Source organism: Streptomyces sp. NPDC098789, assembly GCF_044759975.1.
In the GTDB taxonomy this organism is placed as follows: domain Bacteria; phylum Actinomycetota; class Actinomycetes; order Streptomycetales; family Streptomycetaceae; genus Streptomyces.
Genome location: NZ_JBIWAJ010000029.1, coordinates 44,193 through 70,764 on the forward strand (window position 1 = coordinate 44,193; position 26,572 = coordinate 70,764).

Genomic DNA, 26,572 nt, shown 5'->3' on the forward strand with positions numbered 1-26,572 from the left:
AGGCTCATTTCCGTTCGGGCCCTTCCGCCGCCGGTACGCGGGCGCCGTCCCGGCGCCGGATCGCGTACGTCACGCAGGTCACGCCCCCGGCCAGCGCCGCCGCGAGCGCGAGGTCGAGGGTGCCCGGAGGCGCGTGGACGGACTCCGCCTCCCCGTTCCCGCTCCCGTCGGCCGTCGCCGCCTTCGGTCCCGTCGCCGTCGTCGGGGAGGCGTCGCTCACGAGTACCGGCCCCGAGTCGAAGGGCCGGGACGGGCCCGCCACCAGGGCGGCCCGAGCCGTGTTCGCCACCCGGTCCTGCGCGGCGCGCGGTCCCGCGTCGGCGACGGTGGCCGCCGCGAGCAGCGTTCCGCAGCCGAGCAGGAGCGCGGTCCCCAGTGCCGGGATCCCTGTCGAGCGCATGATTCCTCGCTTCGCCGTGAGCCGCGCGAAGGCGTGTGTCCGGACACCCGCCGGTGTCCGGACACACGCCCGGGTAGGTTCCGAGGTTCAGAACCCCTTGCTCCGGTTGCGCTTGTGCAGGGCCACCGCCAGCAGGGCCGCGGCTCCGGCGGCCACCGTGCCACCCGCGACGATGTCCGCGGTGGGAGAGGAGGAGGCGACCGGGGCCATGCCCGTGTTGACGGACCCCTTCGGCACGACGTGCTGGTCCGCGGGCCGGGGGGTGGGCTGGGGGGTGGGCGGGGTGACCTTGCCCACCGTGAAGGTGCCGGTCGCGAACGCCTTGGTGCCGGGGATGTCGCTGACGGCCGCGACACCGTAGCTGCCGTCCTTGACCTCGGCCACCTTGGCCGCGCCGACCCAGAGGCCGTCCTTGCCCCGGGCCAGGGACACGGGTCCGTCGAAAGCGGCCGACTTGACGGTGACGGCCTGGGGCTGGGCACCGTTGGTGATCTTCAGCGAGACGTCGACCTTGGCGCCGGCCGCACCCTCGCCGGGCGACATCTTCAAGGTGCCTGAGTCGGCGGGCGTCTGTGTGGTGACGGTGAGCGTCGCGCTGGCCGAGACCTCCTTGCCGCTCTCGTTCTTGCCGGACATCGTCACCTGGTACGCGCCCGCCTTGGCGTCCGCCTTGACCGTTCCCCCGCCGTAGATGCCCTGGAAGACGAAGGGGTGGGTCAGGATGCTGCTGGAGACCTTGACGTCCTTCAGGTGCGGGCCGTTGAGGGTGATGTTCACCTTGTCACCGGGCCGGGCCGTCGAGTTGTTCAGGGTGATGGTGTTGCTCCCCTGGTCCGCCGGGGATGCGGACGGCGAGGGGGCGGCCGTCGGGCTCGCCGAGGGTGTCGGGGCGGCATCCGCCGCGAACGCGGTAGCCGGAGCGCCGAGCGCCATTGCGGCCGTGGCGGCGACCGCCGAGATGATGAGTGCCTTGCGCATGGTGAGAACCTCCTGTGGGCCGGATGATTTCCGGCACGCCAGCCATGAGGGTCATTCTTCGCTGATCAGTTCCGGGGCGTGCTGCTTTCGCCGGTGCCTGGAAGTGAGGGTCATTCGGTAGAAAATGCCAGTTCAAAGCCCGTCCCGTGAGGGTTTCAATAGGGGCTCTTTGTCGAAAAATTAGGGACCAAAGACCCGAGAGAAATGTCTGATCGGGGGATCCGATCAGCCGGTCCGAGGTATTTCTGCGCAGGGTTTCCAGCATTCCTTCGGAGTCGATTTCTCTTTTGCCCGTAAGGGCAGCGGTGCGTGACCGATTCCCTGTCCGGTCCGTGCTGTCGCGCCCGGCCGCGCAGGACCTAGCGTTCCCGTACGGGCCGGCGCGAAGGAGTGGTGGGTGGAAGGCGGAGCGTTCCTCGGCGCCGATGACGCCCTGCTCCAAAAACTGACGGACCGTCAACTCGGTGTCCTGTTGGTGCTGGGTCAGCCGGAACTGCGGCACACCTGCCAGGGCGGCGCCGACGTCTGGCAGTCCCTCGTCACCGAGGCCCGCGCGCGGCAGGTCGACGAACGGGACGTCCAGGACCTCCTCTGCGGCTTCCAGGAACCCGAGAGCCTGCGGTCCTTCGTCCTGACCGACCTGCACGTCACGGGGGACGAGAACGAGCAGGCCGAAGCCCTCCTGCGGGTGGCGGGGGAGCTGTGGTACCGGACCACCCGCGCCGAGGAGCGCGGCGAACCGGCGTCGGCCCGCTTCCCGGACTCCGCCGGCCCGACGCGGCGCCACACCGGCGTCACCCGGTGGGACGGCGACATCTGGTGCGCCTACGACACCGAGCAGAACGTGCAGGTCTACGTCCACAGCGAGCACCGCCCCGCGGACGCGGCGGGCTGGGACCGCCACCCGCCCCGCTTCCGCTCCCTGAGCCGCCACGGCGACCGGCACTGGTGCGGCTACGACGGCGCCGACGGCCGCTGGATGTACATCGAGCACACGGGTCGGACACCACCGGCGCAGCATGCCCCCGGGTGGACGGCGGAGCCGCCCCGGACCCCGGACCCGACGGTGGCTCCCCAGGAGGACGCGCCCGAGCTCGACGAGGCGGTACGGAGCCTGATGGAGGCGGTGCGCTCCGGGGCCGTCGGGCTCGGCGAACTCGCCACGCCACTGCGGTACGCGCGCGGTTGGGCGGCGCTGCCTTCACTGGGGAACCTCGCGGCGGTGGCCGCGGGCGTGCAGGACGTGCTGGGACCCACTGCCGGCCCGCGCAGCAAGGGCGACGCCTACGGGCCCATCAGCGACCTGGGCGCCGAACTGCAGCGGCTCGGTTCGCGGTTCGCCGCGATGGAGCGCTGGCCCACCGGCTGGGACCCGGGCGACGCGGTGGGCCCCGACCGGTTCACCCACGTGCTCCGGCTCGGCTGTCAGGACCTGCGGCGCTCCGTGCGGCGCATCGCCCGCGCCCCGGCCGGTACCCCCCTCGGTGAGATCGCCCGACGGGGACCGGGCCGCGACGAGACCTCCGTACGCCTCCTCATGGGCAACCTGACCAACTTCGCCTGGGCGATGGGGCGTACGGGCTGCCGCAGCGAGACCTTCGCGGACCCCCTGGGCCAGGCCGAACAGCTCGCCGCCCTCGCCGCGCTCCAGGAGGCCTGCCCCGACCTCACCGGCGCGGCCCGGTTGGTCGCGGACTGCGTCGGGTACTTCCGGACGAACCAGATTCTCGGGAGGGACTACGAACACGGACTGCGCCAGGCGCAGCGGATCTTCCGGCGCTACTCCGAGAACCTGTACCTCCTCGAAGACCGCTGGCCGGGATGGGACGGCGCCGACGAGGCGATGCCGGCGGAAGGGCCCACCGCGTTCGCGGCCATGATCCGCCTCGGCTGGCAGATGCTGGAGGCCGAGCGCCGCGAACTGCGCACCTTCGTCGAGTGGGAGAACACCTACCGCCCCCTGGGCATGGGCCGGCCGAAGGCTCCGGGCAAGGGCCGCCTCGGCGCGGTGCGGGCGGGACTGGCGCAGCGCACCGCGCCGCTGTCCCCGCTGTCGCTGCCCGACCTCGCCGACCTGCGCGCGCTCGCTCACGCCAGCACGCACGAAGGGTGGCCGCCCGACACCTTCGCCCACCCACTGGCCGCACTCCGGACCTGGCGGACCAGCGCCTCGCTGCGCGGCGGGTACCCGGAGTTCCGTGACCGCGCCGCGGCCGTGGCACGGCTCTACGACCACCGGCTCACCGACGCCGAGGCGTACCGGGACGCCGTGGCGCGGCTGCTCGCGGTCCTGGAGGCGATCCGCACCGTGCTCGGGCTGCTGGGCAGCGAGTGGCCCGAGACCTGGGGGGCCGACCGGCCCGAGCAGCCGCCGGCGCTGCTCCGGCTCCTGGTCGACGACGGGAAGAGGGAGCTGCGCCGATCCGCCCGCAACCTCTCCGAGGACCTCCGCACGACGTCGCCGGCCGGGACGGGCCGGCACGCACCACGGAGCAGCGCCGACGGTCCGCCGCGGCACGGCGCCGCCCCGAGCCGGCGCAAGCCCCGGCAGCACTCCGGGACCTCTCCCCTGCGCCGCTTCCTCTTCGGGTCCGGCCGTCGCCGCTGACCACCGCCCCGCACGGTCTGCCCGATGGCCTGCCCGGATGGCCCCTGCGCGCGGGAGCCCCGGGGCAGAGAGTGGACCGTGAACTCCTCGCCCGGGAGGCCAGACCCGGGCGAGGAGCCGGACGGTCCGTCGGCCCCCTCCTCCTTGCCGACGGACCGTCCGCCCCTCCCCGCCCGGCCGTGCCGAACGGGCAGACCATGACGCAGGTTTCACGGTGCGGTGAGCTGCGTCGCGGGCCGTGGTGACGACGGTTGCGCACAGCGAGAGTGGAGCGACAATCCGCACCCGGAGGAGGATCGGCATGACGTTTCGCATTGACCGTGTCGTGGGGTCGGAGGGGGCCGCGGCGCTGATCAACCGCTACCGCGCACAACTGCGCGAGCAGGACCTGCTCCCCGACCGGGCGGCACTCGCCATCGCCTGCGAGGCCTACGCCGACGGCAACATCTACGTGGTGGCCCACCCGGGCCAGGTGTGGATCCGCCGGACCGAGGACGACGGCGAACCGCAGTTCCTGCGGATCGTCACGGTCAGCAACACCAGCGCGGTCGGATACACCGCCCTCTGCCAGGAACCGCTCGGGATCTTCCACATGCTGCCGTTGCAGGAACTCGCCGAGGCGTTCGTGCTGACGGAGTGGCCCGCGTCCGCACGGGTCTGAGCCGTAGCCCGCCACCACCCCCCGGGCGGTGGCGGGCCCTTCTCATGCCTTCGCACGGGTGCGTGACCTCCGTGCCGGTCCGCGGTGCGTCAGATGTCGCGGAGCGCGTCCTGGAGCGCGTCGTTCAGCCCTCCGGTGCCCACGGCCTCGAAGTCCACCTGGCCCTCCCGATGGAGCGGACCGACGTACTCCGGGCGGTACGCGCACGGGACTTCGAGGAGGAACAGGTTCAGCCGGGCCAGCAGCCGGATGCGCGGCACCCGGTCCTTGGCGTCCGACGAGGCCCGCGGGTCCCGCTCCGGAGCGTTCCAGGCACTGTCCTCCCACCCGGCGTCCGGCGCGAGCCTGACCGCCGTCGCGGTCCAGCCCGCGCCGTCGCGGACCGCGTCGATCTCCGCCTCCACGGCCACGTCGACCTCCGAGAACTTCAGCGCGCCCAGGAGAGTGATCGTTCCCGGAGCGGCCCCCGGGAGGACCCGCGGGGCGCAGGCGGACCAGTCGAGCAGCTCCGCGTCCGCCGGGAACAGCCTGCCGAGCCAGTCGGGGCCCTCGGTCATCGCGAAGGCCCCTTCGGGATCCGGACTCCGACACGCCGACGGGCCCGACCCGCACGCGCGGCGGCCGACCCGGCGGTCATCCGGACCCCCGATTCGGTCCGGGGCCGGGCAGAACACCGTCCCCGCCCCCGCCGTTGCCACCGCCGTCCGGCACGCCGCCGGGCGGCGGTGTGGGCGTGGCCGGCGGGGTCGGTGGCGGCGTCGGTCCGTCGGGCAGGTCGGTGGGCCCGTCGTCGGTCTCCGGGACCGCGGAGCTCCCCGGGGGCGTCGGCTTCCGCTTCCCCTTGCCCGGCGGTGTGGGCGGCGTCGGGTCGAAAGCCGCCCCCGACGAGCCGCCCCGCATCACCTGGAGGTCGAAGGGGACCGCGGTACTGCCCCGCAGCGCCGCCCGGGTGTAGGCGGCCCACACCTGTCCGGGCGGGCCCCCGCCGTTGACGCGGTCCAGGCCGAGCGCCCCGTACAGCGGACGCAGTTGCCCGTTGTCGGGGTCCTGGCCCATGACGGAGACGACGGTCGCCAGATCGGGCGTGTATCCGGCGAACAGGGCGGCCTGGTCGTTCTCCGCGGTGCCCGTCTTGGCCGCCGCGTCCCGCCCGATCGCGCCGGCCGCTTCGGCGGTGCCGCTGGCGACCGTGCTCCGCAGCACGGAGGTCGTGGTGTCCGCGGCCTCCCGGGGAATCGCGCGGGACGGGGTGCGGTCGGGCAGGCTCAGGTCCTTCCCGCCGCGGGACACCGAGTCCACCAGGCTGTAGGGGGTGTACGTGCCGTGAGCGGCGAGGGTCGCGTAGGCCTGCGTCATGTCGAGGACGCTCGCCTGCGCGACGCCGAGGGCGAGGGACGGGTTGGCGCCGAACGCGGACAGGTCGTCCGGTATGCCCATGGCCACCGCGGTCCTCTTGACCTCGGCGGGCCCCACGTCGACGGCCATCTGCGCGTACACCGAGTTCACCGACTTGTCGGTGGCCACGCGCACGGAGATGGGACCGTAGCTCGCCCGGTCCTCGTTCTCGGGGGCGTACGGCACCGCCGACCCCTGGACGGGCGTCTTGTCGTCGCCGTTGTAGACCGTGTCGGGGGTGATGAGCTGGCCGCCCTGCGTGCGCGCGTGGTCCGCCAGGGCGGCGGCGAGCACCAGTGGCTTGAAGGTGGAGCCGGGGGTGGAGTCGTGCCGCGTGGCGTTGTCGACGAACTGTTCGGTGTAGTCGACGCCGCCGTACAGGGCGACGACCCGGCCGGTCGCCGGGTCGATCGACACCCCGCCGACGCGCACGTTGCGGTCCGCCGCCCGGCCCTCGTCCAGTCGGGAGGTCACCGTGTCCTGGACGGCCTTGACGAAGTCGTCCTCGCGCTTGCGGTCGATGGTGGTGGTGATCCGGTACCCGCCGCGCGCCAGCGCCTCCTTGGTCACCACGTCGTGGGCGACGAGGTACTGCGTGGCCGCCTCGACCAGGTAGCCCCGCTGCCCGGACAGGCCGGCCGACTGCGTCGGCTTCACGGGCTCGGGGAAGGTCATCGCGGCCCGGTCGTGCGCGCCGAGCCAGTGCTCCTTGACCATGCCGTCGAGGATGTAGTTCCAGCGCGCCAGGGCGTCGGGCCGGGCCTGCGGGTCGGTGATCACGTCGTAGGCGCTCGGGGCGTTCAGCAGGCTCGCCAGGTAGGCGCCCTCGGCCGGCGTCACCTGGGAGACGTTCTTGCCGTAATAGGCCTGCGCCGCGGCCTGGATGCCGTACGCGTCGCGCCCGAAGTAGCTGGTGTTGAGGTAGCCCTGGAGGATGTCCTGCTTGGACACCTCGTGCGCCAGCTTGACCGAGATGACCATCTCCTTGGCCTTGCGGGTCAGCGTCTGGTTCTGCTCCAGGTAGGTGTTCTTGACGTACTGCTGGGTGATGGTGGAGCCGGATTGGGCGGGACTGCCGGTGGTCATGTTCCACGCGGCGCGCAGCATGCCCTGCGGGTCGATGGCGGGCTCGCTGTAGAACCGGCGGTCCTCGGCCGCGAGTACGGCGTCCTGGACGCTCTTGGGAACGTCCGAGAGGGGGACGTTCTGCCGGTTGAACGCGCCGGTGCGCGCCAGGACCGAGCCGTCGGAGTAGAGGAACACGTTGCTCTGCGCGGTGGCGGCGGCCTTCGCCTCGTCCGGCACCGCCACCATCATGTAGGCCGTGATGACGGCTCCCATGCCCAGCAGCAGCACGACGGTGGAGGAGCCCACCACCCAGCGCCACCGCGGGATCCAGCGGCGCCGGCCCGTGCGGGGCGGCTTCGGGGGGCGGCCGGAGCGGTTCCGTTGCCGGCGGCGGGACCAGGCCCGGGCCCGGTCGTCGGCCGCCGTGGGCGGTGTGTCCTGGGTCATCGGGGCGGTTCCTCGTGGGACGTGGGCTGTGCAGGCGGGTGGTGCGGGGGCCGGAGCGGGACGGGCCGCTGGTGGCTTCCCCCATGGGCCCCGTCCGGCCGGCCCGCGGATCCGCGCGGCGACGGAGGAGCGGCCCCGCCCGCGGGGACCGCACGAAGACGTACACGGACGTACCGGGGTGAGAAGGCCCCGTCCCGTACATCCTGACCCGCCCCACCCCTCCCGGGGAACGCCCCGGCGCGGTGTCTGCCCTTCCGGGCGGCGGAGGTCCGGGGCGTGGCGGGCGCACCCGGTCGCCGGGCGGCGCGAACCGCCCCGCGCGCCTGACCGTTCTCCTGTCCTTTAGGTCCTACTGGGCCCCGACGCCCCGGCGCTACGTTCGACGGACCGGACTGCCAGGGGGGCCGTGGAGGGGCGGTCCGCCCCACTCCCCATTCCCGGCCTGGCGGCCGACGGAGGTCTACACACATGGCGCGACGAAACCGACATCGCAAGCCGACGCCCAACGTGGTCCAGCAGAGGGCCGCCACCCTGGCGGTGACCGCGGGCGTCGGAGTCGTCCTCCCCCTCGCGGTCGGGGGCGGCCAGGCCGCGGCGGCCTACAACAGTGCCTGGGACAAGATCGCCCAGTGTGAGTCCACCGGGCGGTGGAACCTGCCGCACGGACACGCCAGTTCCACCGGCGGCCTCCAGATCCAGAAGCCGACGTGGGACGAGTACGGCGGTCGCGAGTACGCCGCGTACCCGTACCAGGCGACCAAGGCGCAGCAGATCGCCGTCGCGGAGCGGATCCTCAAGGGGCAGGGCCCCCGGGCCTGGACCTGCAACGCGAAGGTGGGCTCCCCGCTCGACGCGATCGTGGGCCGGGGCACCGGCAAGGCCCCGACCGCCGACTCCGGCTCGGGCAAGCCTGCCGGCTCGGGCAAGCCCGCCGGCTCGGAATCCGGTTCCGGGAGCCGGGCGCCGCAGCGGAAGGCCGCTCCGGAACCGGCCGCCGAGGGCGGGGCCACGGGCCCCGACAAGGCCATCGGCGGCCGTTACACCGTGGCCTCCGGCGACACCCTGCACGACATCGCGGAACGTCGTGCCGGCGGTGGTGAGCACTGGCGCGCGCTCTACGACGCCAACCGGTCGGTCGTCGGAGCCGACCCGGACGTGATCCACATCGGACAGGTACTGGTGCTTCCCGCAGCGGCCCGGACCCCCGAGCCCTCCCAGAGCCCCCCGAGCGCCCGGCCCACGACGCCGGCGCCGAGCGGTAACGGGCAGGAGAAGCCGCGGACGCAGGATTCCCCCACCGAGAGGCAGTCCCCGACGTCCGGCCGGGTCTCCCCGGTCGACGGGGCGACGGGCCAGGGGTTCGGCAGGCCCTCGGGCGGATACAGCCTGGGCTGGCACACCGGCAGTGACTTCAGCGTCCCCCACGGTTCCCGGGTGAAGGCGGCCGCGGCCGGCAAGGTGATCGGTTCGGACAGCGCTCCCGCCTACGGCGTCAACGTGCGCATCCAGCATCCGGACGGCACGTACACCCTGTACGCCCACCTGTCCGGCAAGGCCGCGCAGGTCGGCTCCGAGGTGGGAGCCGGTCAGCTGATCGGTTACGTGGGGTCCACGGGCAACAGCACCGGCGCCCACCTGCACTTCGAGGTGCGCAACCAGCGCGACTTCTCGGGGAACGCGTTCATCGACCCCGCGGCCTGGCTCAGGGGCGCCGCCTGACGGACCGTTGCTCGTGGGGACGGGGCGCGCGGGCGCCGACGTCCTCCGGGCCCGGTGCGCCGTCCGCCGTCGCGGTGCGAACCCACCGACCGGACCCACCGACCGGACCCACCGACCGGTCCGCCGATCGGACGAAGCGTACGGAACCCCCTCCCGCTCACCATGAGGGGGTTCCGTACGCCTGGCCGTGGGAGAAGAAGACATGCCTCGAAGCACGATCTGGACCCGGCGCGCCGCGCGGTCCGTCACCGTGGCCACGGCGCTCGCCCTGGGAACGGCGGTCTGCGGGATCGGAGCCGCCGCGGCCGCCCCGGCCGCCGGGACCGGCGCGTCGACCACCACGGCGCCGACCGGGAAGGCCGCCGTCCCGGACAGCTTCACCAAGGTCTCCGAGGGGGGCGGCCACACGGTCGACCTGACCATCGACGACGGTCCCGATCCCGTCTGGACACCGCGGGTGCTCGCCGTCCTGGCGCGGGACCACGTCAAGGCCACGTTCTGCATGACCGGCGGGAACGCGGCGAAGTATCCGGAGCTGGTCAAGCAGGTGGAGGCGGCCGGGAACAGGCTGTGCGACCACTCCGTGGACCACGACATGACCATGGACAAGAAGTCGGACGCCTACCAGACGCAGCAGATCGTGGGGGCCCAGGAGACCATCGACGGGGCGGCGGGAGGGCCCGCGGCCCAGTACTACAGGGCTCCCGGTGGTGCCTTCACCCCCTTCAGTCGAGCGGTGGCCGCGGCACACGGCCTGCGCCCGCTGGGCTGGGACGTCGACCCGAAGGACTGGAGCCGTCCCGGCACGGCGAACATCGTCGAGGCCGTCGAGCGCCAGCTCCCGCGCGGCCCGATCGTCCTGCTGCACGACGGCGGCGGAGACCGTTCACAGACCGTCGCGGCGCTCGAACAGCTGGTGCCGTGGCTCAAGGCGCACGGCTACGGGTTCTCCTTTCCGGAGCGGTCGCTGTGACGGGTGCCGATCGCCCGGGCCGGGGGCCCGTCCGGGCACCGGTGTACCTGCCCCGGCCCGCGCGGCGGGACCCCCGCGGGAGCGAGCCGCACGGTGATCCCGTCGTCACCGAGACGCTGGTCCGGGGCGAGGCGGCGGAACCGTTCGAGCTGTCGGTGTCCGGCGGCCCCTGCCGCACGGTGATCCAGCGGACCGTCGTCCCGCCCGGCGCCGAGACCGGCTGGCATTACCACCCCGGAGACGTGGTGGTCGTGGTGGCCCGCGGGGTGCTCACCCACTACGACGCGATCGGCCGGGTGGAGGTGCACCCGGCGGGCACGTCCTTCCAGGAGCCCGCCGGAATGATCCACGCCCACCTCGGGCGGAACGAGGGGGAGGAACCCGTGGTCCTGTACGCGACCCACCTGGTCCCGCTCGGAAGGGCACTGGCCCTCCCCGTCCCGGTCGTGCCCCGACAGGAGCCCGGGCGGCCCGCGGCGGCGCTCTGACACGGACGGGGCCGGCTGCCCCACCCTTGCCGGGTGGGGCAGCCGGCCCCGTCCGCGACGGACGCTGCGCCGACGTGGCGGTCGCTCAGCGCGCACCCTGCTGGCCGCGGGAGGTCCGGACGACGTTGACGGCCTGCGGGCCCTTGGGGCCCTGCTCGACGTCGAACGACACGTGTTCCTCCTCGATGAGCTCCTTGTACCCGTTCCCGAGGATCGCGGTGTAGTGCACGAAGACATCGGCCGGGGCCGGGCTTCCGGGGGTGAGCGGACGGCTGATGAAGCCGAACCCCTTCTCGCTGTTGAACCACTTGACTGTGCCAGTTGCCATGTCGTCTCCGTGACGCTTTTGCCTGAGAAAGTGCGGTGATGCACCGGACTCCATGAAGCCCGCCCGGGCCCCCCGGCGACAAGTGCCCCCCGGGCACCCCAAGAGGCAGCGGCGGTGCGCTTCCCACCGGCCCGAGCGGTGCTCCCGGCGTGGCCGCGGACCGCACTCACGACGATCCTCCCGTCAGCGACAGCGGGTGACCGAGGCGACCACGACCGCAGCCGACGCGTCCGCGGGGTCGCCGTAGCGCACCTCCAGGCGCTGCTGGGCGGTGGAGGGGTACGAGAACGCGACCTCCCGCCAGGTGTCGACGGAGGCGGCCACCGTGTCCCCGCTCAGCCAGAGGGGACCCGCCTGCGCGGCGCGCACCGGGTCGTAGACGAAGAAGACGGCGCCGGCCCGCCGCTGGACGTCGGGGCGAGAAGCGAGGACGAGGACCTTCAAGGGGCCGCCCCGGCCCGGGATCGAGGACTCCACCAGGTGGTCGAGGGCGAACCCCGGCTGGACGCGGACGTACCCGTCCGCCCGGCCGTCGACCGTCTCCGCGGAGGCCAGCGAGGCGGATCCCGCCAGGGCGCCGAGGGCGAGGGCGGCGGTGATCGCGGTCGCGGTGATCTTCTTCAAGGCAGTCTCCGTCATCTCAGCGGGGGAGGGCGGAACCGTCGTGGAACCGTCCCCGTGGTCCAGCGCCTCGATCTTGCGGACGGGAAGGCTCCGGGTCCGAATCGACCGCCGGGATCCGGCCGTGACCGTACGTGACCGACCATAGTCACGCAGAAGGTGTGAACTGCCGCGATCCCGCGCCCGGTTGTCATGGAACCCGCCACGTTCCACCGGACCCGGACACCGGCGCCCCGTGGATCAATGACCGAAACCGGGCCGCTTCCGGAGCGGCCGGCCGCGAGCACCGACGGGGCTGCTCGCTCCGGACCGCCCCGCGGCCCGCCCGGGCCGGTTCACGAGTCGCTCCTGACGAGTCCCTGGGCCACCCAGTCGTTCCAGTGGCCCAGTGCCATCAGGAAGGACTCCCACTCCAGGCCCTGTACCTCGGCCGGACCGCCGTCCTTCAGTGGTGGCTGACCGTCGTCGAGGTGGAAGGAGCGGTCCGGCAGCTCGGTCAAGAGGGCCTGTCCGGAGTTCTCGGGCTGCATGGACAGGGCCTGGAGTTCCATCGCGGCGAGCCGCAGCAGGTCGACCCGGTCGTCGGTCAAGCGGTCCTGTACCTCGACGGCGATGTACTCGTGGTTGCCCGAGTCGAACTCGATCGTCACCCGGGTGTCGGGGGCCGGACCGCCGCCCGGCCGGCCGTAGGTGACGTCTCCGCTGTAGACGAAGGTCATCGCGGTGCCTTCCGTGTGGGCGTCGATGAACATGAGCCTGTCCCAGCAGATCTCCGCGTCCCGGGGGAACTTCCAGTTCAAGGTGTTGCCCCGGTCGGCCTGCTGCGCGGTGAAGCGCACCCACAGGGACATCGGACCGAACTGGTCCTTCTCGTCCTGGAAGTTCATGAAGTTGTCCAGCCAGCCGACCCGCCGTTCCCCCGTGATCAGGTCGCGGAAGGCGACCTTCATGGTGTTCTCCCCGTGCACGAGGACCTCCACGGTCGAGCACAGACTGTCCAGGGAGTCCTGCACGAGCGGGCCCAGACAGCGTTCCACGGTGGCCCGGGCCTCCGCCACGGCCGCGGGATCGGTGATGACGTCGACCTTCTCGTACACCATGCGGGACAGCTGTTTCACGGCCTTGGGCGCGGCCATGGCCTCGCTGACCACGGGGATGTGGGCGAGGTGGGAGGAGTCGGGAAGGTTCTCCAGGGCCTGACCGATGCCGCTCAGGGCGGTGTCCACCGGATCACCCGGGATGTGTGTGGACAACGCTTCGAACCCCGCCCCGAGGCCGTGCACGGCGCCCTCGGCCCCGAACGCCGAGCTCGCCGTCTCCAGATGGCCGAAGGTCTCGTCGGCCACGTCGCGTGCCGTCCGGTGTTCGTTCGCTCCCGAGAAGGAGACGCGCGTGTCCCGCGGTACGTTCTCCACGATGTAGGCCTCGGTCACCTCCCAGTCCTTGGAGATCCTCCAGATCGTCTCCACGCCCGACTTGAGTGACTTGAGGCCGGCGAAGCCCAGTGCCACGGGCCCCAGGAACTTCATGGTGGTGCCCGCCGTCAGGGCCAGATCGGCGACGGTGTCGGCCAGGTGCAGGACCACGCCGGCGGTCTGGTGGTCGAAGAACCCGATCTCGTCGGCCCGGTGGATGTGGTTGGCCTTCTCCCGCGCCCAGATCGCACAGGCCACGGTCGCGCGCCTGAAGGCCAGCGCGGCGGTGTTGAACCGGGTGAGGGACGCCGCGGTCCAGCCGCCGGCCACGGCGTCGATCTCGTCCCAACGGCCTTGGCCGGTCCTGGCATGGTCGCGCGAGGCCCGCTGGGCGTCGACGGCGGCCTGGAGGGCGGCTTCGAGTTCCGTCGTCTCCTGGTCGGCCGCGGCCAGCTCGGCGGAGAAGCGCGCGAAGAACTCCTTGCCCTCCAGCGTCGTGAAAGCGGACTGGTCGGTGAGGGCCGACATGGCGTCGAGCATCCTGCGCAGCGAGCCGGTGGCCAGCACCAGGGTGGCGAGCTGCTTCTGCTGGGTCCGGGCGAGGACCGCAGGGTCCTGCCCCGCGGTCATGATCGCGCGGTGGGCGGATTCGTCCGTCTTGAGGAACGTCTTGAGCGACCTCGACATGTCCCGGAAGATCGGGAGCACTTCCACGTCGAGCGAATCGACGGCCTTCCGGTACGCCGCGAAACCATACGGCTGCTCCCGTTGCGCCAGCATGTTCTTGATGTTCTGGGCGCTGGTGATCTCGCCGATGGCCTGTCTGATGTCGCCGGCACCCGATATTCCCTTGAGGTGGGCCGGGTTCCTGTTCTCGAATCGACGTACGAGCGCCCAGGTCTCCAGGAATCCCCTGCTCGGATGCCGCTCGGCCACCGAAGCGAGAAAGGTCGTGAACAGGGGAACCCAGTCCGGCTGTGCCTGCGAAAGATAGGCGACGGTCTTCGGGGGTTCTCCGTGGAGATCGAAGGCGGACGGGTCGATCCCCTGCTCCGCAAGGAAAGCGAAGTCTTTGGCGGTCCTCGGTTCCATGGCCCGGGATCTCCTCGGCTCGGGGCTCCACCGGACATACCGGAAAGCCGGATTCGGCGGAATTGATCCGTCGAGCGTATCCGCGGGAATGGCTGTCGGACGGCCTTCTGCGGCCTCCCTTTCGGGTAGGGCCGGATGGGCCGATCCGGGTCACGCCGTACGGGCCGGGGCCCCTTCCCGCATCGGGGATCAACCACCGGTGGGGTCGATCGGGGGCTGCGCGGGGACCTCGCGCCCACGTCCACTGGTGTGGTGCGCGCAGGCCGTCGGATCCGGGCGGCCCGCGGGCTCGCGGCCGGACCGGCGCGCGTACGCGAGAAGGGCTGAGAGGTTTCCCCATGTCACCGACCGGACTCGTCCGCGCCCGGCGGGCCACGGCCGCCACCTTCGCCCTCGTGGGAGCCATCAGCGCGGTCTGGGTGGTCCGCATACCCGCGCTGCGGGACAAGATGGCCCTCACCGAGGCACAGGTGGGGATCGAGGTCCTCGCCTGGGGCATCGGAGCCCTGGTCGCCATGCAGCTCTCCGCCCCGCTGATGGCGCGGTACGGCAGCCACGGCGTCCTGCGGTACGCGGTGCCCGCTTCCGTGGCGAGCCTGTCGCTGCTGGCCTTCGCGCCGAACTTCCCGTTCCTGGTGGCCGGAGGTCTGGTCTTCGGCGCCCTGTTCGGCATGGTCGACGTCGCGGCCAACGCGCAGGCCGCGGAGCTCGAACGGGCCTGCGGCCGACCGCTCATGGGCAAGATGCACGCCGGTTGGAGCCTGGGCGCGGTGCTGGGCGGGCTGCTGGGCGCCGCCACGGCCGCCGCCGGACTGGGCTTCACCCCGTCCGTCGCCCTGGCGGCCCTGCTGGCGCTTCCCGTCGCCCTGCTCACCACGGCGCACTTCCACACCGGCACGGACCACGTCCCCGACGGTGCGGGCGGGCACGACGCCGGGGGACGCGGGCGCCTGCCGCGCGTGGTCCACCTCCTGGGCGCCCTGATGTTCTGCGCCTTCCTCGCGGAGGGTTCCGTGGCGGACTGGAGCAGCCTGCACCTGCACGACAGCCTCGGGGTGTCCGAGGCCGTCGCGGCACTCGGGTACCCGGTGTTCGAGCTGGCGATGCTGCTCGGCAGGCTGGTCTGCGACCGGGTGACGCAGAGGTTCGGCGGGCGCGTCCTGCTGGCGGGCGCGGGGCTGCTCGCCGCGGCGGGGTTCGCGATCCTCACCGTGACCGGGCGGGCGGCGATCGCCTTCGTCGGCCTGGCCCTGGTCGGAGCGGCGATCTGTGTCGTCGTACCGCTGACGTTCTCCCTCGCCGGGCTGGCCGGCGGGAGCCAGAGCGCGGCGGCCATCGGTCGGGCGGGCATGTTCGGGTACACCGGACTCCTGCTGGGGCCGGTCGCCATCGGGCTCATCGCCGAACACGGGTCCTTGCGGATCGGCTTCACGGTCGTGGTGTTCACCTGCCTGCTCATCACCGCCGGAGCCCTGCGGCTGCCGGACCTGCGCGTCCCGCACCGCACGGACGCCGGGGACCGGGGGTCCGCGGCGTCCGTGGACACCGGCGAGAGCCCGCCCGCCGTCGCGGGCGGAGCGTAGTACGTAGCGGGCGGAGCGGGCCCGTGGCGGTTGCGGCGCGTCCCCTGCGGGCGCCGCCGGTCAGAACAGCTCCTCCACCTCCACCACCGGGAGCTCCGGGGCCGACGCGTCCAGGAAGTGGTCCGGACACCTGCTCTCCGCTTCCGATAGGCGCTCCCGGGTCTGTGACTCCTGCGCGGCGCGCTCCGCGTCCCCGCAGGTCATGACCCCACGGCCAGCGCGAACACGTCGCCCGCTGTCCGGCGATGTCCACGTCCAGCACGCTCACTTCGACGGACGGCGCCCTCGCGCCGAGGCCGGCGTAGGCCCGTTCGAGCAGCGCCCGCAGGGCCTCGCGATCGCGGGAGTCTGCCAACACCCGAGGGTTCGCCGGCTCGTCGAGCCTCACGGCCATCGTTCCGATGCGCCACAGCGGACCGGCGAAGGAGTGCGGTACGCGCGACCCACGTGTGCGCGCACGGTGTCGGGATCGCGGGCGTCGGCCTCGGCGATCTTCGCGACGGTGATGTTCTCGATCAGGCTCAGCGTCACCGTCAGCCCGCTCGCCGCGGCCATCGCGGCGGCGGTCACCAAGGGGTTGACCACCAGGGCGGTCATGCCGAGTGCCTGGATCAGTGCGGTCAGGAGGGTGACGGCGAGGTTCACGGTCAGCTGGGCGCTCGCCACCTTCGGGTGGACGGAGGCGAAGTCGGCCAGCCGGGCCTCGGCGCTCCCCAGCCCCGGGTACACCTCGGCGAGCCGGGCCGTGACGCCGCTCGGCCCGCACCGCTTCCATCCGGGTCAGGGTCTTCTCGGTCATACCCGGGGCGGTCGACCCGAAGCCACAGGAGGAGATCGTCCCTCCCGTGCCCGCCGGTGTGCGCGTGTGCGTACCACTGGCCGAACAGGTCCGTCCACGGCTTCCCCTCGTGCAAGAGGTCTCGCACGTCCCTGGGGCGCTTGGCATGGACGAACTCCAGGTCCGCCCCTTCCCGTAGCCGGGTCGGAGCCGGCAGGTCGCCCCCTCCGTCCTACTCTTCCCCGCCCGCGCCCCGGTTGCGGCGGCGCAGGTAGGACGCCAGCGCCGCTCCGCCGCCCAGGAGCGCCGCTCCGCCGCCCGCGACGGGAAGGGTGCTGCCCGCGCCGGTCGCGGCGAGGGAGCCGCCGTCCGCGCCGGAACCGGCGGGGGTGCTGCTGGGAGAGCTACTGGGCGTGGGCGACTGGGTCGGAAGCGTGGGGTCCGTGGCCGGGGTGGTGGGAGAGGGCGACGGCGGCGCGGCCTTGCCGACCGTTTCCGAGACCTCCCACGTGTTGTTGTCGGGGTGGAAGTCCCGGGTCGCAGAGCTGACCCGGGCCGATGTCCTCAGCGTGCTGCCCAGCGCTGTCTCGGGCACTGCTACGTCGATCTCCACGGTGGCGGGCTTGCCCGCGGGGACGGTCCCCAGGTCGCAGGAGACCTTCTCCCCCGAGACCCGGCAGCTCTTGCGGCTGCCGTCGGCCAGCACCGCGACGGCCCCGACCTTGGTCCCGGACCCGGTTCCGGAGACCATGGATTCCAGTTTCGCCCGCTCAGCCGTGTCGGCGCCCTTGTTCGCGGCCTCGATCCGGTACCTCACCGGACCTCCCGCCGTGACCGGGCCGGCTGCCTTGCCGGTCACGGCCAGATCGGCTGCCGTGTGGCGCACCACGGCGGGTTTCGGGTCGGTGGCCGTGACGAGGGGGAGGCCCTTGTCGGTCCCGCGGTAGTACGTCACCTTCGGGGTGAGTGACTGCTTCTCTCCCAGCCCGTCGTTGACCTTCGCCTTGAACGTGAGGGTGGAGTGCCCCTCGCCCTCGCCGACCGAGCCCCACCAGTGCTCGTTGGGCTTCTTGTTCGTCGCGAACCTGGCACTGATCTTCCGGGTGGCCTTTTCGTAGCCGGCCCATTCGTGCGCCGCCTTGCCGTTCATGGAGACCGAATCGTCCACGTAATCGAGCCAGCTCGGTATCTCGAAATCCGTTGTCGTCATGTACGAGTGCCCGCCGGTGGCATGCACCTTCCATACGAGTTCTACTTCGTCACCGGGCTTGACCGCCGTCTCCCCCTTCCCGTTCACGGTGGATTCCACCATGACGGTCACTTCCTTCTTCTCGTCCGCGGCCGCGGATGCCGGAAGGGCGACCCCCGACGCGAGCGAGGCGGCCACGAGGGCGGTCAGGGAAAGGGTGCGGTGAGCAGTGGAAGTCGGCATCGATTCGTCTTCTCCGGGAAGCAGTGGATGCGGGCTATTACGCTCCGCGACGGGATAAAACCACTGTAAATTGAGACGAGGGGCGGAAAAGAGTTGCGGGGGCAAGCGAAAGCGCACGTGTGAGTGCGCGAACCGACCGCCGGACCGGTCGGCGCCGTGCGCGGGGCGACCCCGCCGCGGGACGCATCGGCGTCCTCCGCCCGGTCCCACCATCGGCGGATGCCGACTATCGCCCTGTTTATCCAGGATTGATCCCATCAGCACGCACGTCGGCGCCCTTCCTGGTGGCCCCGTCCGCCTGCCGGACCGCATCAGATGTCGCCCCGAACTACGGGAAGCCCCATGACCGTGCTCTCCGCCCCGCCCTCTCCCGCCGGACGGGCCCCCGTCAAGACCTGCCTCGGACACCCGCGCGGCCTCGCCACGCTCTTCATGACGGAGATGTGGGAGCGCTTCAGCTTCTACGGGATGAGCGCCCTCCTGGTCTTCTACCTGATCTCCGGCGGCGCCGCGGGGGCCGCGGCCCACCTGCCGGGAGGCGGCTTGGGGACCTCCCTGGCGACGGCCACCGCGGTCTACTCCGTGTACGGAGCCCTCGTCTACCTGATGACCATGCCGGGCGGCTGGTTCGCGGACCGCGTCTGGGGAGCGCGCAGGACGGTCACGATCGGCGGCGTCGTCATCATGGCCGGGCACTTCGTCCTGGCCCTGCCCGGCATGGCCGCGCTCATGACCGGCCTGGCCCTCGTGGCGATCGGCTCGGGCCTGCTGAAGGCGAACATCTCCGCGATGGTCGGCCACCTGTACCGAGGCGCCGACGACGCACGGCGCGACGGCGGTTTCACCCTCTTCTACCTCGGGATCAACGTCGGAGCACTGGCGGCGCCACTGATCCTGGGAACCGTGGGAGAGACCGTGAGCTGGCGGCTGGCCTTCCTGCTCTCCGGTGTCGGCATGGCGCTGGGGCTGGGCCAGTTCCTCCACGGCGCCCGGCACCTGAGCCCCGAGAGCGACCGCGTCCCGCACCCCCTGAGCCACCGGGAGCGCCGCACGGTGGCGCGCCGCGGCCTGGCCGCCGTGACCCTGGCCGCGGCCTTCTACGCCGTGGTGGCCGCCACCGGGCACTACACCCTGACCTGGGCCATGCTCCCGCTCACCGTCGCGGGACTGGTGATCCCGGCCGTCGTCCTCGTCCGGATGCGGCGCGATCGGAGCCTGTCGTCCGTGGAGCGCTCGCGGATGCGCGGGTACCTCTGGCTGTTCGCCGGCGCTGCCGTCTTCTGGATGATCTACGACCAGGGCGGATCGACCGTCCTCGCCTTCGCCAAGACCAGCGCGGCCGCCAAGGTCGCCGGGTTCACGGTGCCCGGATCCTGGTACCAGAGCCTGAACCCGGTGTTCATCATCGCCCTGGCCCCCGCCTTTGTCTGGCTCTGGGTCCGGCTCGCCCGCCGTCGCCGGGAACCGTCCGACCCGGTGAAGTTCTCCGTCGGCATGATCGCGATCGGTGCCTCACTGCTGCTGTTCCTGCCCGCGGTGCTCCTGGCCGCGGGTGGCCACCGGGTGAGCCCGCTGTGGCTGGTAGCGATCTACCTCGTACAGACCCTGGGCGAGCTGGCCCTGTCGCCGGTCGGCCTCTCCGCCACCACCAAGCTGGCCCCCCAGCGGTACGGGAGCCAGATGCTCGGCGTCTGGTTCCTGGCGGTCACCGCCGGCGACTCGGTGACCGGCCTGCTCGCCATGGCACACGTGGACCTGGGCGGGACCACCGCGGTCGCCGCCGAGGCGGTCGTCGCGATCCTCGCGGGCATGGCCGTCCACCGGTACCGCGGCCACGTCGACCGACTGTTGAGGGCGACCGGCTGAACCGCCCCGCTGTTCACACCGCCCAGGGGCGCTCCCTGATGGTGAACACACCGGCGGCCGCTTCCGGGGACGGGTCCGGTGAATCCCACTGGACGTCGTGGAAACGCCAGGTCGTGTTGCCCAGGGCGATGGTGAACAGCCCCGTGTGCCGCAGCACCGGCACGCCCTCCTCCACCCACAGCTCCTTGTGAGGAGGCACGGTGAGGGTGAGGGACTGGGAGAAGGTCCTGGTCGTGGTCCACGCGTGCTGGAACTTCGTGGTGATCCCGACGTCCACGGCCTTCCCCATCTTCACGCTGACGTTGATGCCGACCTCGACCAGGTCCGTGGAGCTGACCGTATCCGTCGCCACGAGTCCGTACGTATGGGTCTCGTCGGTCGTGTTGGCGACCGGCTTGCCCCAGGGCTTGCCCGGAAGCGCCGTATGCACCTCGCTGTCCGGGCTGAAGGTACAGGTGGCGGAATTCGCGTCCGAGCAGAGGGAATTGAACAGTGCGCTCCGCTGCTGGGCCCCGGCCTCCCCCGCCGGGACATCGATCACCGTGGAGCCGAGGTCGAGGACCCGGAGCTCCTTGCCGTCGGCCGAACAGCTGACGTCGCCCCAGGTGACGGAACAGCTCGAATAGGCCTGGTTGATGTCGTTGACGTCGAGGGCGAACCGCACCGTCCCGATGGTCTCGCCCGCGTCGCCGAGCACGTCGTACAAGAGCACGGAATGGGTGTTCCTCGCGAAGTGGTACACCAGCTCGTGGTCGGCCACGCCCGATCCCGGGGACAGGCGCGTGCCGATATCGGGCCGGCCCTCGTAGGAGTCCTCGCCCTGCACCTGCGCGAGCCGAATCTGATGGCTGCTCGCATTGCGGACGATGTACCCCTGGGTGAGGCTTTGCGCCGCCGCGGAGGCCGGCTGCGCGGCGGCACCCAGAGTCAGTGCCAGGGAGGTTGCGAGAAGTCCGCCCATTTTTATCGTCGATCTCATGGAGCTCGCCTTCGTATTGAATTCTGCAGCCCGATGTGCGGTTCACGGGGCAGAACGCGGCCGTGTGAACCGCTGCTCGCCGAAAGGGCGGCGGGAAGTGCGAGGAGCGTAGCGCGGACGCCCCCGTGAACCCCTGCCTGATCGGGCAGACAATGGGGAAGGGGATGTCCGAGCCGCTGGGCATCGGGCGTGTTCAGTTCTTCGTGGCGCCGACCCCGGAAGGTTCATCCATCCCGTCCCCCGATCGGTGGAACGGGCCGGTTGCCCGAAAGGGCTAATTTGTTGAACAAGGGTTCCGCGTAACCGTGAATACTTTGGTACTCGCCGGGCGTAAGAATTCGAATTCAGTGAGGAGCGGGCCCCGAGAGGCCCGCGAGAAGGAAGGCGTCACCATGATTTTGGTAACCGGGGCGACGGGCATGTTCGGCAGCCGGATCGTCGACGAACTCGTGGGGCGGGGCCGGGCCGTGCGCGCCCTGGTGCGCGACCGGGACAAGGCGCAGCGCCTCCTGCCACCCGAAGCGGGCCTCGCCGTGGGTGACATGGACGACGAGGCGTCGCTGGCCGCGTCGCTCTCGGGCGTCCGCACCGTCTTCTTGGTCTCGCCGATGGACGAGCACGTCCTGACCAGGGAGAGCGCCGTGATCCGGGTGGCCGCGGAGGCCGGGGTGCACAGGATCGTCAAGCTGTACGGCTGCGTCCGCCACGACGGCGACCCGCTGGACCAGCTGCACCAGGCGTCCATCGCCGTCCTCCGTGCCAGTGGGCTGGAGTGGTCGCTCGTGTCCCCCAACTCGGTGATGGAGACCAGCCTGCTCCCGCACGCCGAGTCGGTCCGAGGCAGCGGGGAACTGTGGGCCTGCGCCGGCGGCGGGCGGGTGGGCTTCGTCGCGGCCGACGACGTGGCCCGGGCCGCCGCCGCCGTCCTGACCTCGGAGGGACCGTCCGGCACGAACTACGAGATCACCGGGCCCGAGGCCCTGTCCATGACCGACATCGCCGCGTGCGCGGCCGAGACGCTGGGGCGCCCGGTCGTCTACCGGGACGTACCCGAGGAGGACTTCCGCGCGGTGTTGACGGGTTCCGGCCTGTCGCCGCAGGAGGCGGAGTTCGGCGTGATCCTGCACATGCGCGCCTGGCGGGAGGGGAAGGCGGAGCTGGTCACCGGTACCTACGAAAGCCTCACCGGCGCCGCGCCCACCTCGGTGGGGACCTGGTTCCGCCGGCACCGCGGTCTCTTCGGCTGACGCCCGTTCACCCGGTTCCTACGGCTCCTGCGGCCCGTCGCCGCGCCGCCGGGTGGAGCCGCCGGCCCGCATCAGGCGTCGCGTCGCCTCATCGCCGCGTACGCCCCGGCCGCGATGACCACCGTCCAGGCGAGCAGGATGACATAGCCGCTCCAGGCCGTCCCGCCCGCGGCACGGGTGATGGCGTCGCCGGCCTCGAAGGGGTGGATCCGCCGGCTCAGTTCGGGGCCGAGGAACGAGGGGAGGACGTAGAGGGCGAAGACGCATCCCACGGTGGCGACCGGGTTGCGCAGGAGGGCGCCGAGGACGAGGGCGAGCAGACCCGAGGTGGCCAGGAAGAGTCCGCCGCCGACGAGGGCGCGCAGGACGCCGGGATCGGTCGGGTCGAGCTGGACCCCGGCCCCGGACAAGAGGGAGCGGCCGATCACGAAGGAGGTGGTGGAGGCGATCAGCCCGGGGACGAGGGCGACGGTGGTGAAGGCGATCGCCTTGGCCGCCAGGAAACGACCGCGGGAGGGAACCGCGGTCAGCGAGGTGCGGATCATCCCGCTGCTGTACTCGGAGGTCATGGCCAGCGCGCCGGCGACGGCGAAGGCGATCACACCGAACTTCATGCCGAATTGGGTGATCCCCGTCAGGTCCCCGGGGGCATCCGCACCGTCCAGGATGTTACGGACGTTCGCCGAGGTGTTGTTCGCACCGGCCAGCGCGGTGACGCCGACGCCGATGAGCAGGGCGAGCAGGACCCCGCGGTGGGTACGGATCTTGATCCATTCACTGGCCACGGCGTCGAGGAAGGTCGCCGGGCGTTGGGTCCCGCGGGGCTGGGTGCGGGCTGACCTGGTGGCGGTCTGCGTCGTCATGATGTGTTCGTCTCTCCCGGTCAGACGGCGGCGGGCGCGGTGGCGCCGTGGTCGGTGGTGTGCTGAGTGAGTTCGAGGTAGGCCTCTTCGAGGCTGGACCGGTGTGCGGCCAGTTCCCGCAGGGCGATCCCGTGGTGGGCGGCGACGTCGGAGACCTGGCCGGTGTCCAGGCCCGTGACCGACAACAGGCCGTCCCGCGCCTGCTCGACACCGGCGCCGGTGCGGGCCAACACGGTGGCCAGTCGCTCCGGTTCGGCGGCCCGGACGCGAACGCAGGTGCGCGAGCCGTTGTCGATGAGTTCCTGCACGGTCATGTCGGCGATGAGGCGCCCCTGGCCGATCACGACGAGGTGATCCGCGGTGTGCTCCATCTCGCTCATCAGGTGGCTGGACAGCAACACCGTGCGGCCCTCTGCGGCCAGCGACCTCAAGAGGGTGCGGATCCAGATGATGCCCTCGGGGTCCAGCCCGTTGACCGGCTCGTCGAGCATGAGGACCGGCGGGTCGCCCAACAACGCTCCGGCGAGCCCCAACCGCTGGCCCATGCCGAGGGAGAAGCCGCCCGCCCGGCGCCGCCCCGCCTCGTGCAGGCCGACCATCTCCAGGACCTCGGTGACACGGCGCCGGCCGATTCCGTTGCTCCGGGCCAGACACCAGAGATGGTCCACCGCGCGGCGCGGACCGTAGAGGGCCTTGGCGTCCAACAGGGCACCGATGTCCCGCATCGGCGCGGCCAGCGTGTCGTAGCGGCTGCCGCCCACGGTCGCCGATCCGGACGTGGGCCGGTCCAGGCCCATGATCATGCGCATGGTGGTGGACTTCCCGGCACCGTTGGGGCCGAGGAAGCCGGTCACCGTGCCGGGCTCGGCCCGGAACGACAAGTCGTCGACCACGGTCCTGCCGTCGTAGGACTTGGTCAGACCGGTCACTTCGATCATGGCGGGGTCACCCGTTCCGTGAGGTGGGGCAGCACAGACCTGCGCTGCTCCACCGATACTCGTGCGCTCCTCCCGCCCCCGGCATCGGAGGTTCCGCTACGGCACCCCCGACGAAGGCCGCGGGCACGGCGACCGGCACCCCCGACGAAAGAAGGGGGGATTCCTGCCCTTTCGGCGTGCCGGGCCCGGCCAGGGAGGTTCGTACCCTGGAACCATGAACGACCCGGACCCGTCCCCGCAGTTGCCCCCGCACCCCGGGTGGCGGGGGTCGGCGGTCGCCGAGCCGCTCCTGACCGTCCTGGTCCTGGCCTCGCTCCTCTACACGCTGGTCCGCGTCACCGGGATCCACGGTTCCGTACCCGCCGGCATCGCGGCGCTGACACCCCTGCCGGAGCTCGTCGCGGTGGCGGCCGCCGCCGCGACGACGGCGCGCGGCCGCCACCCCGTGGTGATGGTCGCGGCCGGAGCGGCGTGCTGGCTGTTGCTGGCCGTGCCGTGGGTCGCCGTACTGGCCGCGTACGGCCTCGGGCTGCGCCCCCTGGCCACCCGGCGCCGCACCGCCGCCGTTGCCGCTTGCGCCCTGGCCGCCCTGGCCGCCCGCACCCTGATGCCCGACCCCCTGTACCTCCCGGCGCTCAACACGGCCCTCTGGACCATCACCGCCGGAGCCCTCCCCTTCACCATCGGCCTGTGGCTGGCCGCCCGCCGCACCCTGTTGGACAACCTGCGCCGCCAGATCGTCCGGACCCAGAAGATCCACGAGGGAGAGGTCGCCGCGGCCCGCACCGCCGAACGCGCCCGCATTGCCGGCGAGATGCACGACGTCGTCGCGCACCGGGTCAGCCTCATGGTCCTGCACGCCGGAGCCCTGGAAGTCACCGCCACCGACCCCGCCGTCACCGCCCCCGCCGCGCTCGTCCGCGAGAACGGCCGCGAAGCCCTCCAGGAGCTGCGCACGATCCTCGGACTCCTCCACGCCCGGGACGACATCGCCCTCGCCCCTCAGCCGACCCTGGAACGGCTCGACGACCTCATCCGCTCCTCCCGGCAGACGGGCGCGAGGATCCGCCTCACCATCGAAGGCAACCCGCACGAGTTGCCCGTCACCATCGAGCGCACCGCCTACCGCATCGTCCAGGAGGCGCTGACCAACATCCACAAACACGCACCCCGCGCCCGCACCACCATCCTGCTCCACCACCGGGTCGGCGCCCTGGACATCAGCATCCGCAACGGCCGGTCCACGGAGCGGGTCACCGCGGACTTCCCCCGGGGAGGCCACGGTCTCCTCGGCATGGGGGAACGCGTCGCACTCCTGGACGGCACCTTCACCGCCCGGGCACAGCACGACGGTGGGTTCCTGGTCACCGCCACCTTGCCGACCACGCACGCGGCTCCTCGGGCACGTGGGGCCGCAGCATGATCAAAGTCCTGATCGCCGATGACGAGGCCCTGGTCCGTACGGGGCTGCGGTTGATCCTGGAGTCCGATCCCGGCATCGAGGTGACCGCCGAAGCGGGTGACGGCGAGGAGGCCCTCGCCCAGGTCCGCGCACACCGCCCGGACGTGGTCCTGATGGACATCCGCATGCCCCACCTCGACGGCCTCGCGGCGACCCGGAGGCTCAGTACCTGGCCCGACACCCCCCGCGTGCTCGTCCTGACCACCTTCGACCACGACGAGTACGTCCACACCGCCCTCCAGAACGGCGCCGCCGGATTCCTCTTCAAGGACACCCCGCCACGGGACCTCATCGCCGCCGTCCACACCGTCGCCGACGGAAACGGCATCCTCGCCCCCAGCATCACCAAACACCTGATCGACCGGTTCACCCGAGGCTCCACCGCCCAGACGGAGGCGCGGCGACGGCTCACCGCACTCACCCCCAGGGAACGGGACGTGATCGCCGCGGTCGCCGACGGCATGTCCAACGCCGACGCCGCCCGTAGCCTGCACCTCAGCGAGGCCACCATCAAGGCTCACGTCACTCAGATCATGGCGAAGCTCGGTGCCACCAACCGCGTCCAGATCGCTGTCCTCGCCCACCAGGCGAACACCACTTGACCCGCACGGCCCACGGCGCGGGGTGGGGGCGCTTCGGGTCGACCCGGCGGGCCTTCTGCTTTCCCCTTCGGCCTTGCTTTCCCTGTTCCGGCGGAGCTCCAATAAAGAGTTGCGGCATCCGGTGCGACATGTGAATCAAACATAAATTTTCACACGGAAATGCAGGGGAGAACGTAGATGGAATCCATACCCGAGGGTGATGAGCGCGGCGTTCTGTACGGCATGTTCGCCGACTATCGAGCATGGCAGGCATTCGACTTCGACGTGTTCGGCCTCTCGCAGCTGCCCGCCAGCATGGACGACGTCCGGGCGATGTACAAGGCGCGCGAGGATAACGACTACGCGGTCACGCCTTTTGTCGATCTTTTCCAGGACTGGCTCTACCAGAGCAGGTCGGTCCTTTCCGAAGCCGCGCAGCAACGGTTGGCGCTCGCGGTCGACCATGGCGATGAGGAAGCGAAGGCCGACCTTGACGATCAGCTGTCCGCATCCTTCGACGAGTTCCGGGCGGAGGCGGCGGCGTTCATACCCACACGTGATCCCGCCGATGCATCCACCGGTACGTACGAGCGCCACTTCCCCCACCGGCCGTACTGACACCCGCTAGTGCCCGCGCCCCGGCAAGCCTT

General features: G+C 71.7%; 24 protein-coding genes. 11 read left to right on the forward strand and 13 right to left on the reverse strand.

Annotated elements, in window-relative coordinates; translation table 11 throughout:
• Positions 1-4: 4 nt before the first annotated feature.
• Together ACIQWR_RS37730 and ACIQWR_RS37735 are read right to left on the reverse strand one after the other, a co-directional pair.
• A complete protein-coding gene (locus ACIQWR_RS37730) occupies positions 5-400 on the reverse strand; it encodes a hypothetical protein (protein WP_404019491.1) in 396 nt (131 codons plus the stop codon).
• An 87-nt stretch (positions 401-487) separates the two neighbouring features.
• Positions 488-1,378, reverse strand: coding sequence for a hypothetical protein (locus tag ACIQWR_RS37735; protein WP_404019494.1), 891 nt, complete (start codon positions 1,376-1,378; stop codon positions 488-490).
• 397 nt (positions 1,379-1,775) lie between these two features.
• Between ACIQWR_RS37735 and ACIQWR_RS37740 the strand changes: the two genes are divergently transcribed.
• Together ACIQWR_RS37740 and ACIQWR_RS37745 are read left to right on the forward strand one after the other, a co-directional pair.
• A complete protein-coding gene (locus tag ACIQWR_RS37740) occupies positions 1,776-3,986 on the forward strand; it encodes a hypothetical protein (RefSeq protein WP_404019497.1) in 2,211 nt (736 codons plus the stop codon).
• Between the two features lie 301 nt (positions 3,987-4,287).
• Positions 4,288-4,647: a hypothetical protein gene (locus tag ACIQWR_RS37745; RefSeq protein WP_404019500.1), complete on the forward strand. Its 360-nt coding sequence runs from the start codon at positions 4,288-4,290 to the stop codon at positions 4,645-4,647.
• 89 nt (positions 4,648-4,736) lie between these two features.
• Here the strand turns inward: ACIQWR_RS37745 and ACIQWR_RS37750 are convergent, their stop codons facing one another.
• Positions 4,737-5,204 carry a hypothetical protein gene (locus ACIQWR_RS37750; protein WP_404019504.1) on the reverse strand — a complete coding sequence of 156 codons (468 nt, stop codon included), beginning with the start codon at positions 5,202-5,204 and terminating at the stop codon, positions 4,737-4,739.
• Between the two features lie 76 nt (positions 5,205-5,280).
• Positions 5,281-7,557, reverse strand: coding sequence for a transglycosylase domain-containing protein (locus ACIQWR_RS37755; RefSeq protein ID WP_404019507.1), 2,277 nt, complete (start codon positions 7,555-7,557; stop codon positions 5,281-5,283).
• Positions 7,558-8,025: 468 nt separating this feature from the next.
• Between ACIQWR_RS37755 and ACIQWR_RS37760 the strand changes: the two genes are divergently transcribed.
• The 3 genes from ACIQWR_RS37760 to ACIQWR_RS37770 all read left to right on the forward strand — a co-directional run bounded on the left by ACIQWR_RS37760 (position 8,026) and on the right by ACIQWR_RS37770 (position 10,737).
• Entirely contained in the window at positions 8,026-9,276 is a 1,251-nt protein-coding gene (locus ACIQWR_RS37760) for a peptidoglycan DD-metalloendopeptidase family protein (protein WP_404019509.1), read from the forward strand.
• Between the two features lie 202 nt (positions 9,277-9,478).
• Positions 9,479-10,249 carry a polysaccharide deacetylase family protein gene (locus tag ACIQWR_RS37765; RefSeq protein WP_404019512.1) on the forward strand — a complete coding sequence of 257 codons (771 nt, stop codon included), beginning with the start codon at positions 9,479-9,481 and terminating at the stop codon, positions 10,247-10,249.
• Positions 10,246-10,737 carry a cupin domain-containing protein gene (locus ACIQWR_RS37770; RefSeq protein WP_404019514.1) on the forward strand — a complete coding sequence of 164 codons (492 nt, stop codon included), beginning with the start codon at positions 10,246-10,248 and terminating at the stop codon, positions 10,735-10,737. The genes ACIQWR_RS37765 and ACIQWR_RS37770 overlap by 4 nt, the downstream gene beginning before the upstream one ends.
• Positions 10,738-10,822: 85 nt before the next feature.
• On the opposite strand, the gene ACIQWR_RS37775 is transcribed toward ACIQWR_RS37770, so the two are convergent.
• From ACIQWR_RS37775 to ACIQWR_RS37785, 3 genes are all read right to left on the reverse strand, one after another.
• Positions 10,823-11,065 (reverse strand): cold-shock protein, encoded by a 243-nt coding sequence (locus ACIQWR_RS37775; RefSeq protein WP_404019516.1) that lies wholly within the window; start codon positions 11,063-11,065, stop codon positions 10,823-10,825.
• Positions 11,066-11,248: 183 nt separating this feature from the next.
• On the reverse strand, positions 11,249-11,689 hold the full coding sequence (locus ACIQWR_RS37780; RefSeq protein WP_404019519.1) for a hypothetical protein: 441 nt from the start codon (positions 11,687-11,689) through the stop codon (positions 11,249-11,251).
• Between the two features lie 332 nt (positions 11,690-12,021).
• Positions 12,022-14,193, reverse strand: coding sequence for a hypothetical protein (locus ACIQWR_RS37785; RefSeq protein ID WP_404019522.1), 2,172 nt, complete (start codon positions 14,191-14,193; stop codon positions 12,022-12,024).
• Positions 14,194-14,531: 338 nt separating this feature from the next.
• Here ACIQWR_RS37785 and ACIQWR_RS37790 point away from each other — a divergent pair, with 338 nt between their 5' ends.
• Positions 14,532-15,776, forward strand: a complete 1,245-nt coding sequence (locus tag ACIQWR_RS37790) for an MFS transporter (RefSeq protein WP_404019525.1) — start codon at positions 14,532-14,534, stop codon at positions 15,774-15,776.
• 60 nt (positions 15,777-15,836) lie between these two features.
• Here ACIQWR_RS37790 and ACIQWR_RS37795 read toward each other — a convergent pair whose 3' ends face one another.
• The 3 genes from ACIQWR_RS37795 to ACIQWR_RS37805 form a co-directional block, all read right to left on the reverse strand.
• Positions 15,837-15,980 (reverse strand): hypothetical protein, encoded by a 144-nt coding sequence (locus ACIQWR_RS37795; RefSeq protein WP_404019527.1) that lies wholly within the window; start codon positions 15,978-15,980, stop codon positions 15,837-15,839.
• Between the two features lie 180 nt (positions 15,981-16,160).
• Positions 16,161-16,505 carry a hypothetical protein gene (locus tag ACIQWR_RS37800; protein WP_404019529.1) on the reverse strand — a complete coding sequence of 115 codons (345 nt, stop codon included), beginning with the start codon at positions 16,503-16,505 and terminating at the stop codon, positions 16,161-16,163.
• 281 nt (positions 16,506-16,786) lie between these two features.
• Complete coding sequence (locus tag ACIQWR_RS37805) at positions 16,787-17,986, reverse strand: hypothetical protein (protein ID WP_404019530.1); 1,200 nt, start codon at positions 17,984-17,986, stop codon at positions 16,787-16,789.
• A 342-nt stretch (positions 17,987-18,328) separates the two neighbouring features.
• Here ACIQWR_RS37805 and ACIQWR_RS37810 point away from each other — a divergent pair, with 342 nt between their 5' ends.
• Positions 18,329-19,852, forward strand: coding sequence for a peptide MFS transporter (locus tag ACIQWR_RS37810; protein WP_404019533.1), 1,524 nt, complete (start codon positions 18,329-18,331; stop codon positions 19,850-19,852).
• A gap of 13 nt (positions 19,853-19,865) precedes the next feature.
• Here the strand turns inward: ACIQWR_RS37810 and ACIQWR_RS37815 are convergent, their stop codons facing one another.
• A complete protein-coding gene (locus ACIQWR_RS37815; protein WP_404019535.1) occupies positions 19,866-20,831 on the reverse strand; it encodes a hypothetical protein in 966 nt (321 codons plus the stop codon).
• A 392-nt stretch (positions 20,832-21,223) separates the two neighbouring features.
• On the opposite strand from ACIQWR_RS37815, the gene ACIQWR_RS37820 reads away from it, so the two are divergent.
• A complete protein-coding gene (locus ACIQWR_RS37820) occupies positions 21,224-22,078 on the forward strand; it encodes an NmrA family NAD(P)-binding protein (protein WP_404019538.1) in 855 nt (284 codons plus the stop codon).
• A 71-nt stretch (positions 22,079-22,149) separates the two neighbouring features.
• On the opposite strand, the gene ACIQWR_RS37825 is transcribed toward ACIQWR_RS37820, so the two are convergent.
• Both ACIQWR_RS37825 and ACIQWR_RS37830 read right to left on the reverse strand, forming a co-directional pair.
• Positions 22,150-22,941, reverse strand: a complete 792-nt coding sequence (locus ACIQWR_RS37825; RefSeq protein ID WP_404019541.1) for an ABC transporter permease subunit — start codon at positions 22,939-22,941, stop codon at positions 22,150-22,152.
• A 20-nt stretch (positions 22,942-22,961) separates the two neighbouring features.
• Complete coding sequence (locus ACIQWR_RS37830; RefSeq protein WP_404019544.1) at positions 22,962-23,879, reverse strand: ABC transporter ATP-binding protein; 918 nt, start codon at positions 23,877-23,879, stop codon at positions 22,962-22,964.
• Positions 23,880-24,093: 214 nt separating this feature from the next.
• Here ACIQWR_RS37830 and ACIQWR_RS37835 point away from each other — a divergent pair, with 214 nt between their 5' ends.
• The 3 genes from ACIQWR_RS37835 (at position 24,094) to ACIQWR_RS37845 (ending at position 26,540) form a co-directional block, all read left to right on the forward strand.
• A complete protein-coding gene (locus ACIQWR_RS37835) occupies positions 24,094-25,302 on the forward strand; it encodes a sensor histidine kinase (RefSeq protein WP_404019546.1) in 1,209 nt (402 codons plus the stop codon).
• Positions 25,299-25,943: a response regulator gene (locus tag ACIQWR_RS37840; protein ID WP_404019549.1), complete on the forward strand. Its 645-nt coding sequence runs from the start codon at positions 25,299-25,301 to the stop codon at positions 25,941-25,943. The genes ACIQWR_RS37835 and ACIQWR_RS37840 overlap by 4 nt, the downstream gene beginning before the upstream one ends.
• A gap of 177 nt (positions 25,944-26,120) precedes the next feature.
• On the forward strand, positions 26,121-26,540 hold the full coding sequence (locus ACIQWR_RS37845) for a hypothetical protein (protein WP_404019552.1): 420 nt from the start codon (positions 26,121-26,123) through the stop codon (positions 26,538-26,540).
• The last annotated feature ends 32 nt before the right edge of the window (positions 26,541-26,572 follow it).

Coding starts and splice junctions, on each gene's coding strand:
- ACIQWR_RS37730 (WP_404019491.1), bottom strand. CDS start 400: ATGCGCTCGACAGGGATCCCGGCACTGGGGACCGCGCTCCTGCTCGGC.
- ACIQWR_RS37735 (WP_404019494.1), bottom strand. CDS start 1,378: ATGCGCAAGGCACTCATCATCTCGGCGGTCGCCGCCACGGCCGCAATG.
- ACIQWR_RS37745 (WP_404019500.1), top strand. CDS start 4,288: ATGACGTTTCGCATTGACCGTGTCGTGGGGTCGGAGGGGGCCGCGGCG.
- ACIQWR_RS37750 (WP_404019504.1), bottom strand. CDS start 5,204: ATGACCGAGGGCCCCGACTGGCTCGGCAGGCTGTTCCCGGCGGACGCG.
- ACIQWR_RS37755 (WP_404019507.1), bottom strand. CDS start 7,557: ATGACCCAGGACACACCGCCCACGGCGGCCGACGACCGGGCCCGGGCC.
- ACIQWR_RS37760 (WP_404019509.1), top strand. CDS start 8,026: ATGGCGCGACGAAACCGACATCGCAAGCCGACGCCCAACGTGGTCCAG.
- ACIQWR_RS37765 (WP_404019512.1), top strand. CDS start 9,479: ATGCCTCGAAGCACGATCTGGACCCGGCGCGCCGCGCGGTCCGTCACC.
- ACIQWR_RS37775 (WP_404019516.1), bottom strand. CDS start 11,065: ATGGCAACTGGCACAGTCAAGTGGTTCAACAGCGAGAAGGGGTTCGGC.
- ACIQWR_RS37785 (WP_404019522.1), bottom strand. CDS start 14,193: ATGGAACCGAGGACCGCCAAAGACTTCGCTTTCCTTGCGGAGCAGGGG.
- ACIQWR_RS37790 (WP_404019525.1), top strand. CDS start 14,532: ATGTCACCGACCGGACTCGTCCGCGCCCGGCGGGCCACGGCCGCCACC.
- ACIQWR_RS37795 (WP_404019527.1), bottom strand. CDS start 15,980: ATGACCTGCGGGGACGCGGAGCGCGCCGCGCAGGAGTCACAGACCCGG.
- ACIQWR_RS37805 (WP_404019530.1), bottom strand. CDS start 17,986: ATGCCGACTTCCACTGCTCACCGCACCCTTTCCCTGACCGCCCTCGTG.
- ACIQWR_RS37810 (WP_404019533.1), top strand. CDS start 18,329: ATGACCGTGCTCTCCGCCCCGCCCTCTCCCGCCGGACGGGCCCCCGTC.
- ACIQWR_RS37815 (WP_404019535.1), bottom strand. CDS start 20,831: ATGAGATCGACGATAAAAATGGGCGGACTTCTCGCAACCTCCCTGGCA.
- ACIQWR_RS37820 (WP_404019538.1), top strand. CDS start 21,224: ATGATTTTGGTAACCGGGGCGACGGGCATGTTCGGCAGCCGGATCGTC.
- ACIQWR_RS37825 (WP_404019541.1), bottom strand. CDS start 22,941: ATGACGACGCAGACCGCCACCAGGTCAGCCCGCACCCAGCCCCGCGGG.
- ACIQWR_RS37830 (WP_404019544.1), bottom strand. CDS start 23,879: ATGATCGAAGTGACCGGTCTGACCAAGTCCTACGACGGCAGGACCGTG.
- ACIQWR_RS37835 (WP_404019546.1), top strand. CDS start 24,094: ATGAACGACCCGGACCCGTCCCCGCAGTTGCCCCCGCACCCCGGGTGG.
- ACIQWR_RS37840 (WP_404019549.1), top strand. CDS start 25,299: ATGATCAAAGTCCTGATCGCCGATGACGAGGCCCTGGTCCGTACGGGG.
- ACIQWR_RS37845 (WP_404019552.1), top strand. CDS start 26,121: ATGGAATCCATACCCGAGGGTGATGAGCGCGGCGTTCTGTACGGCATG.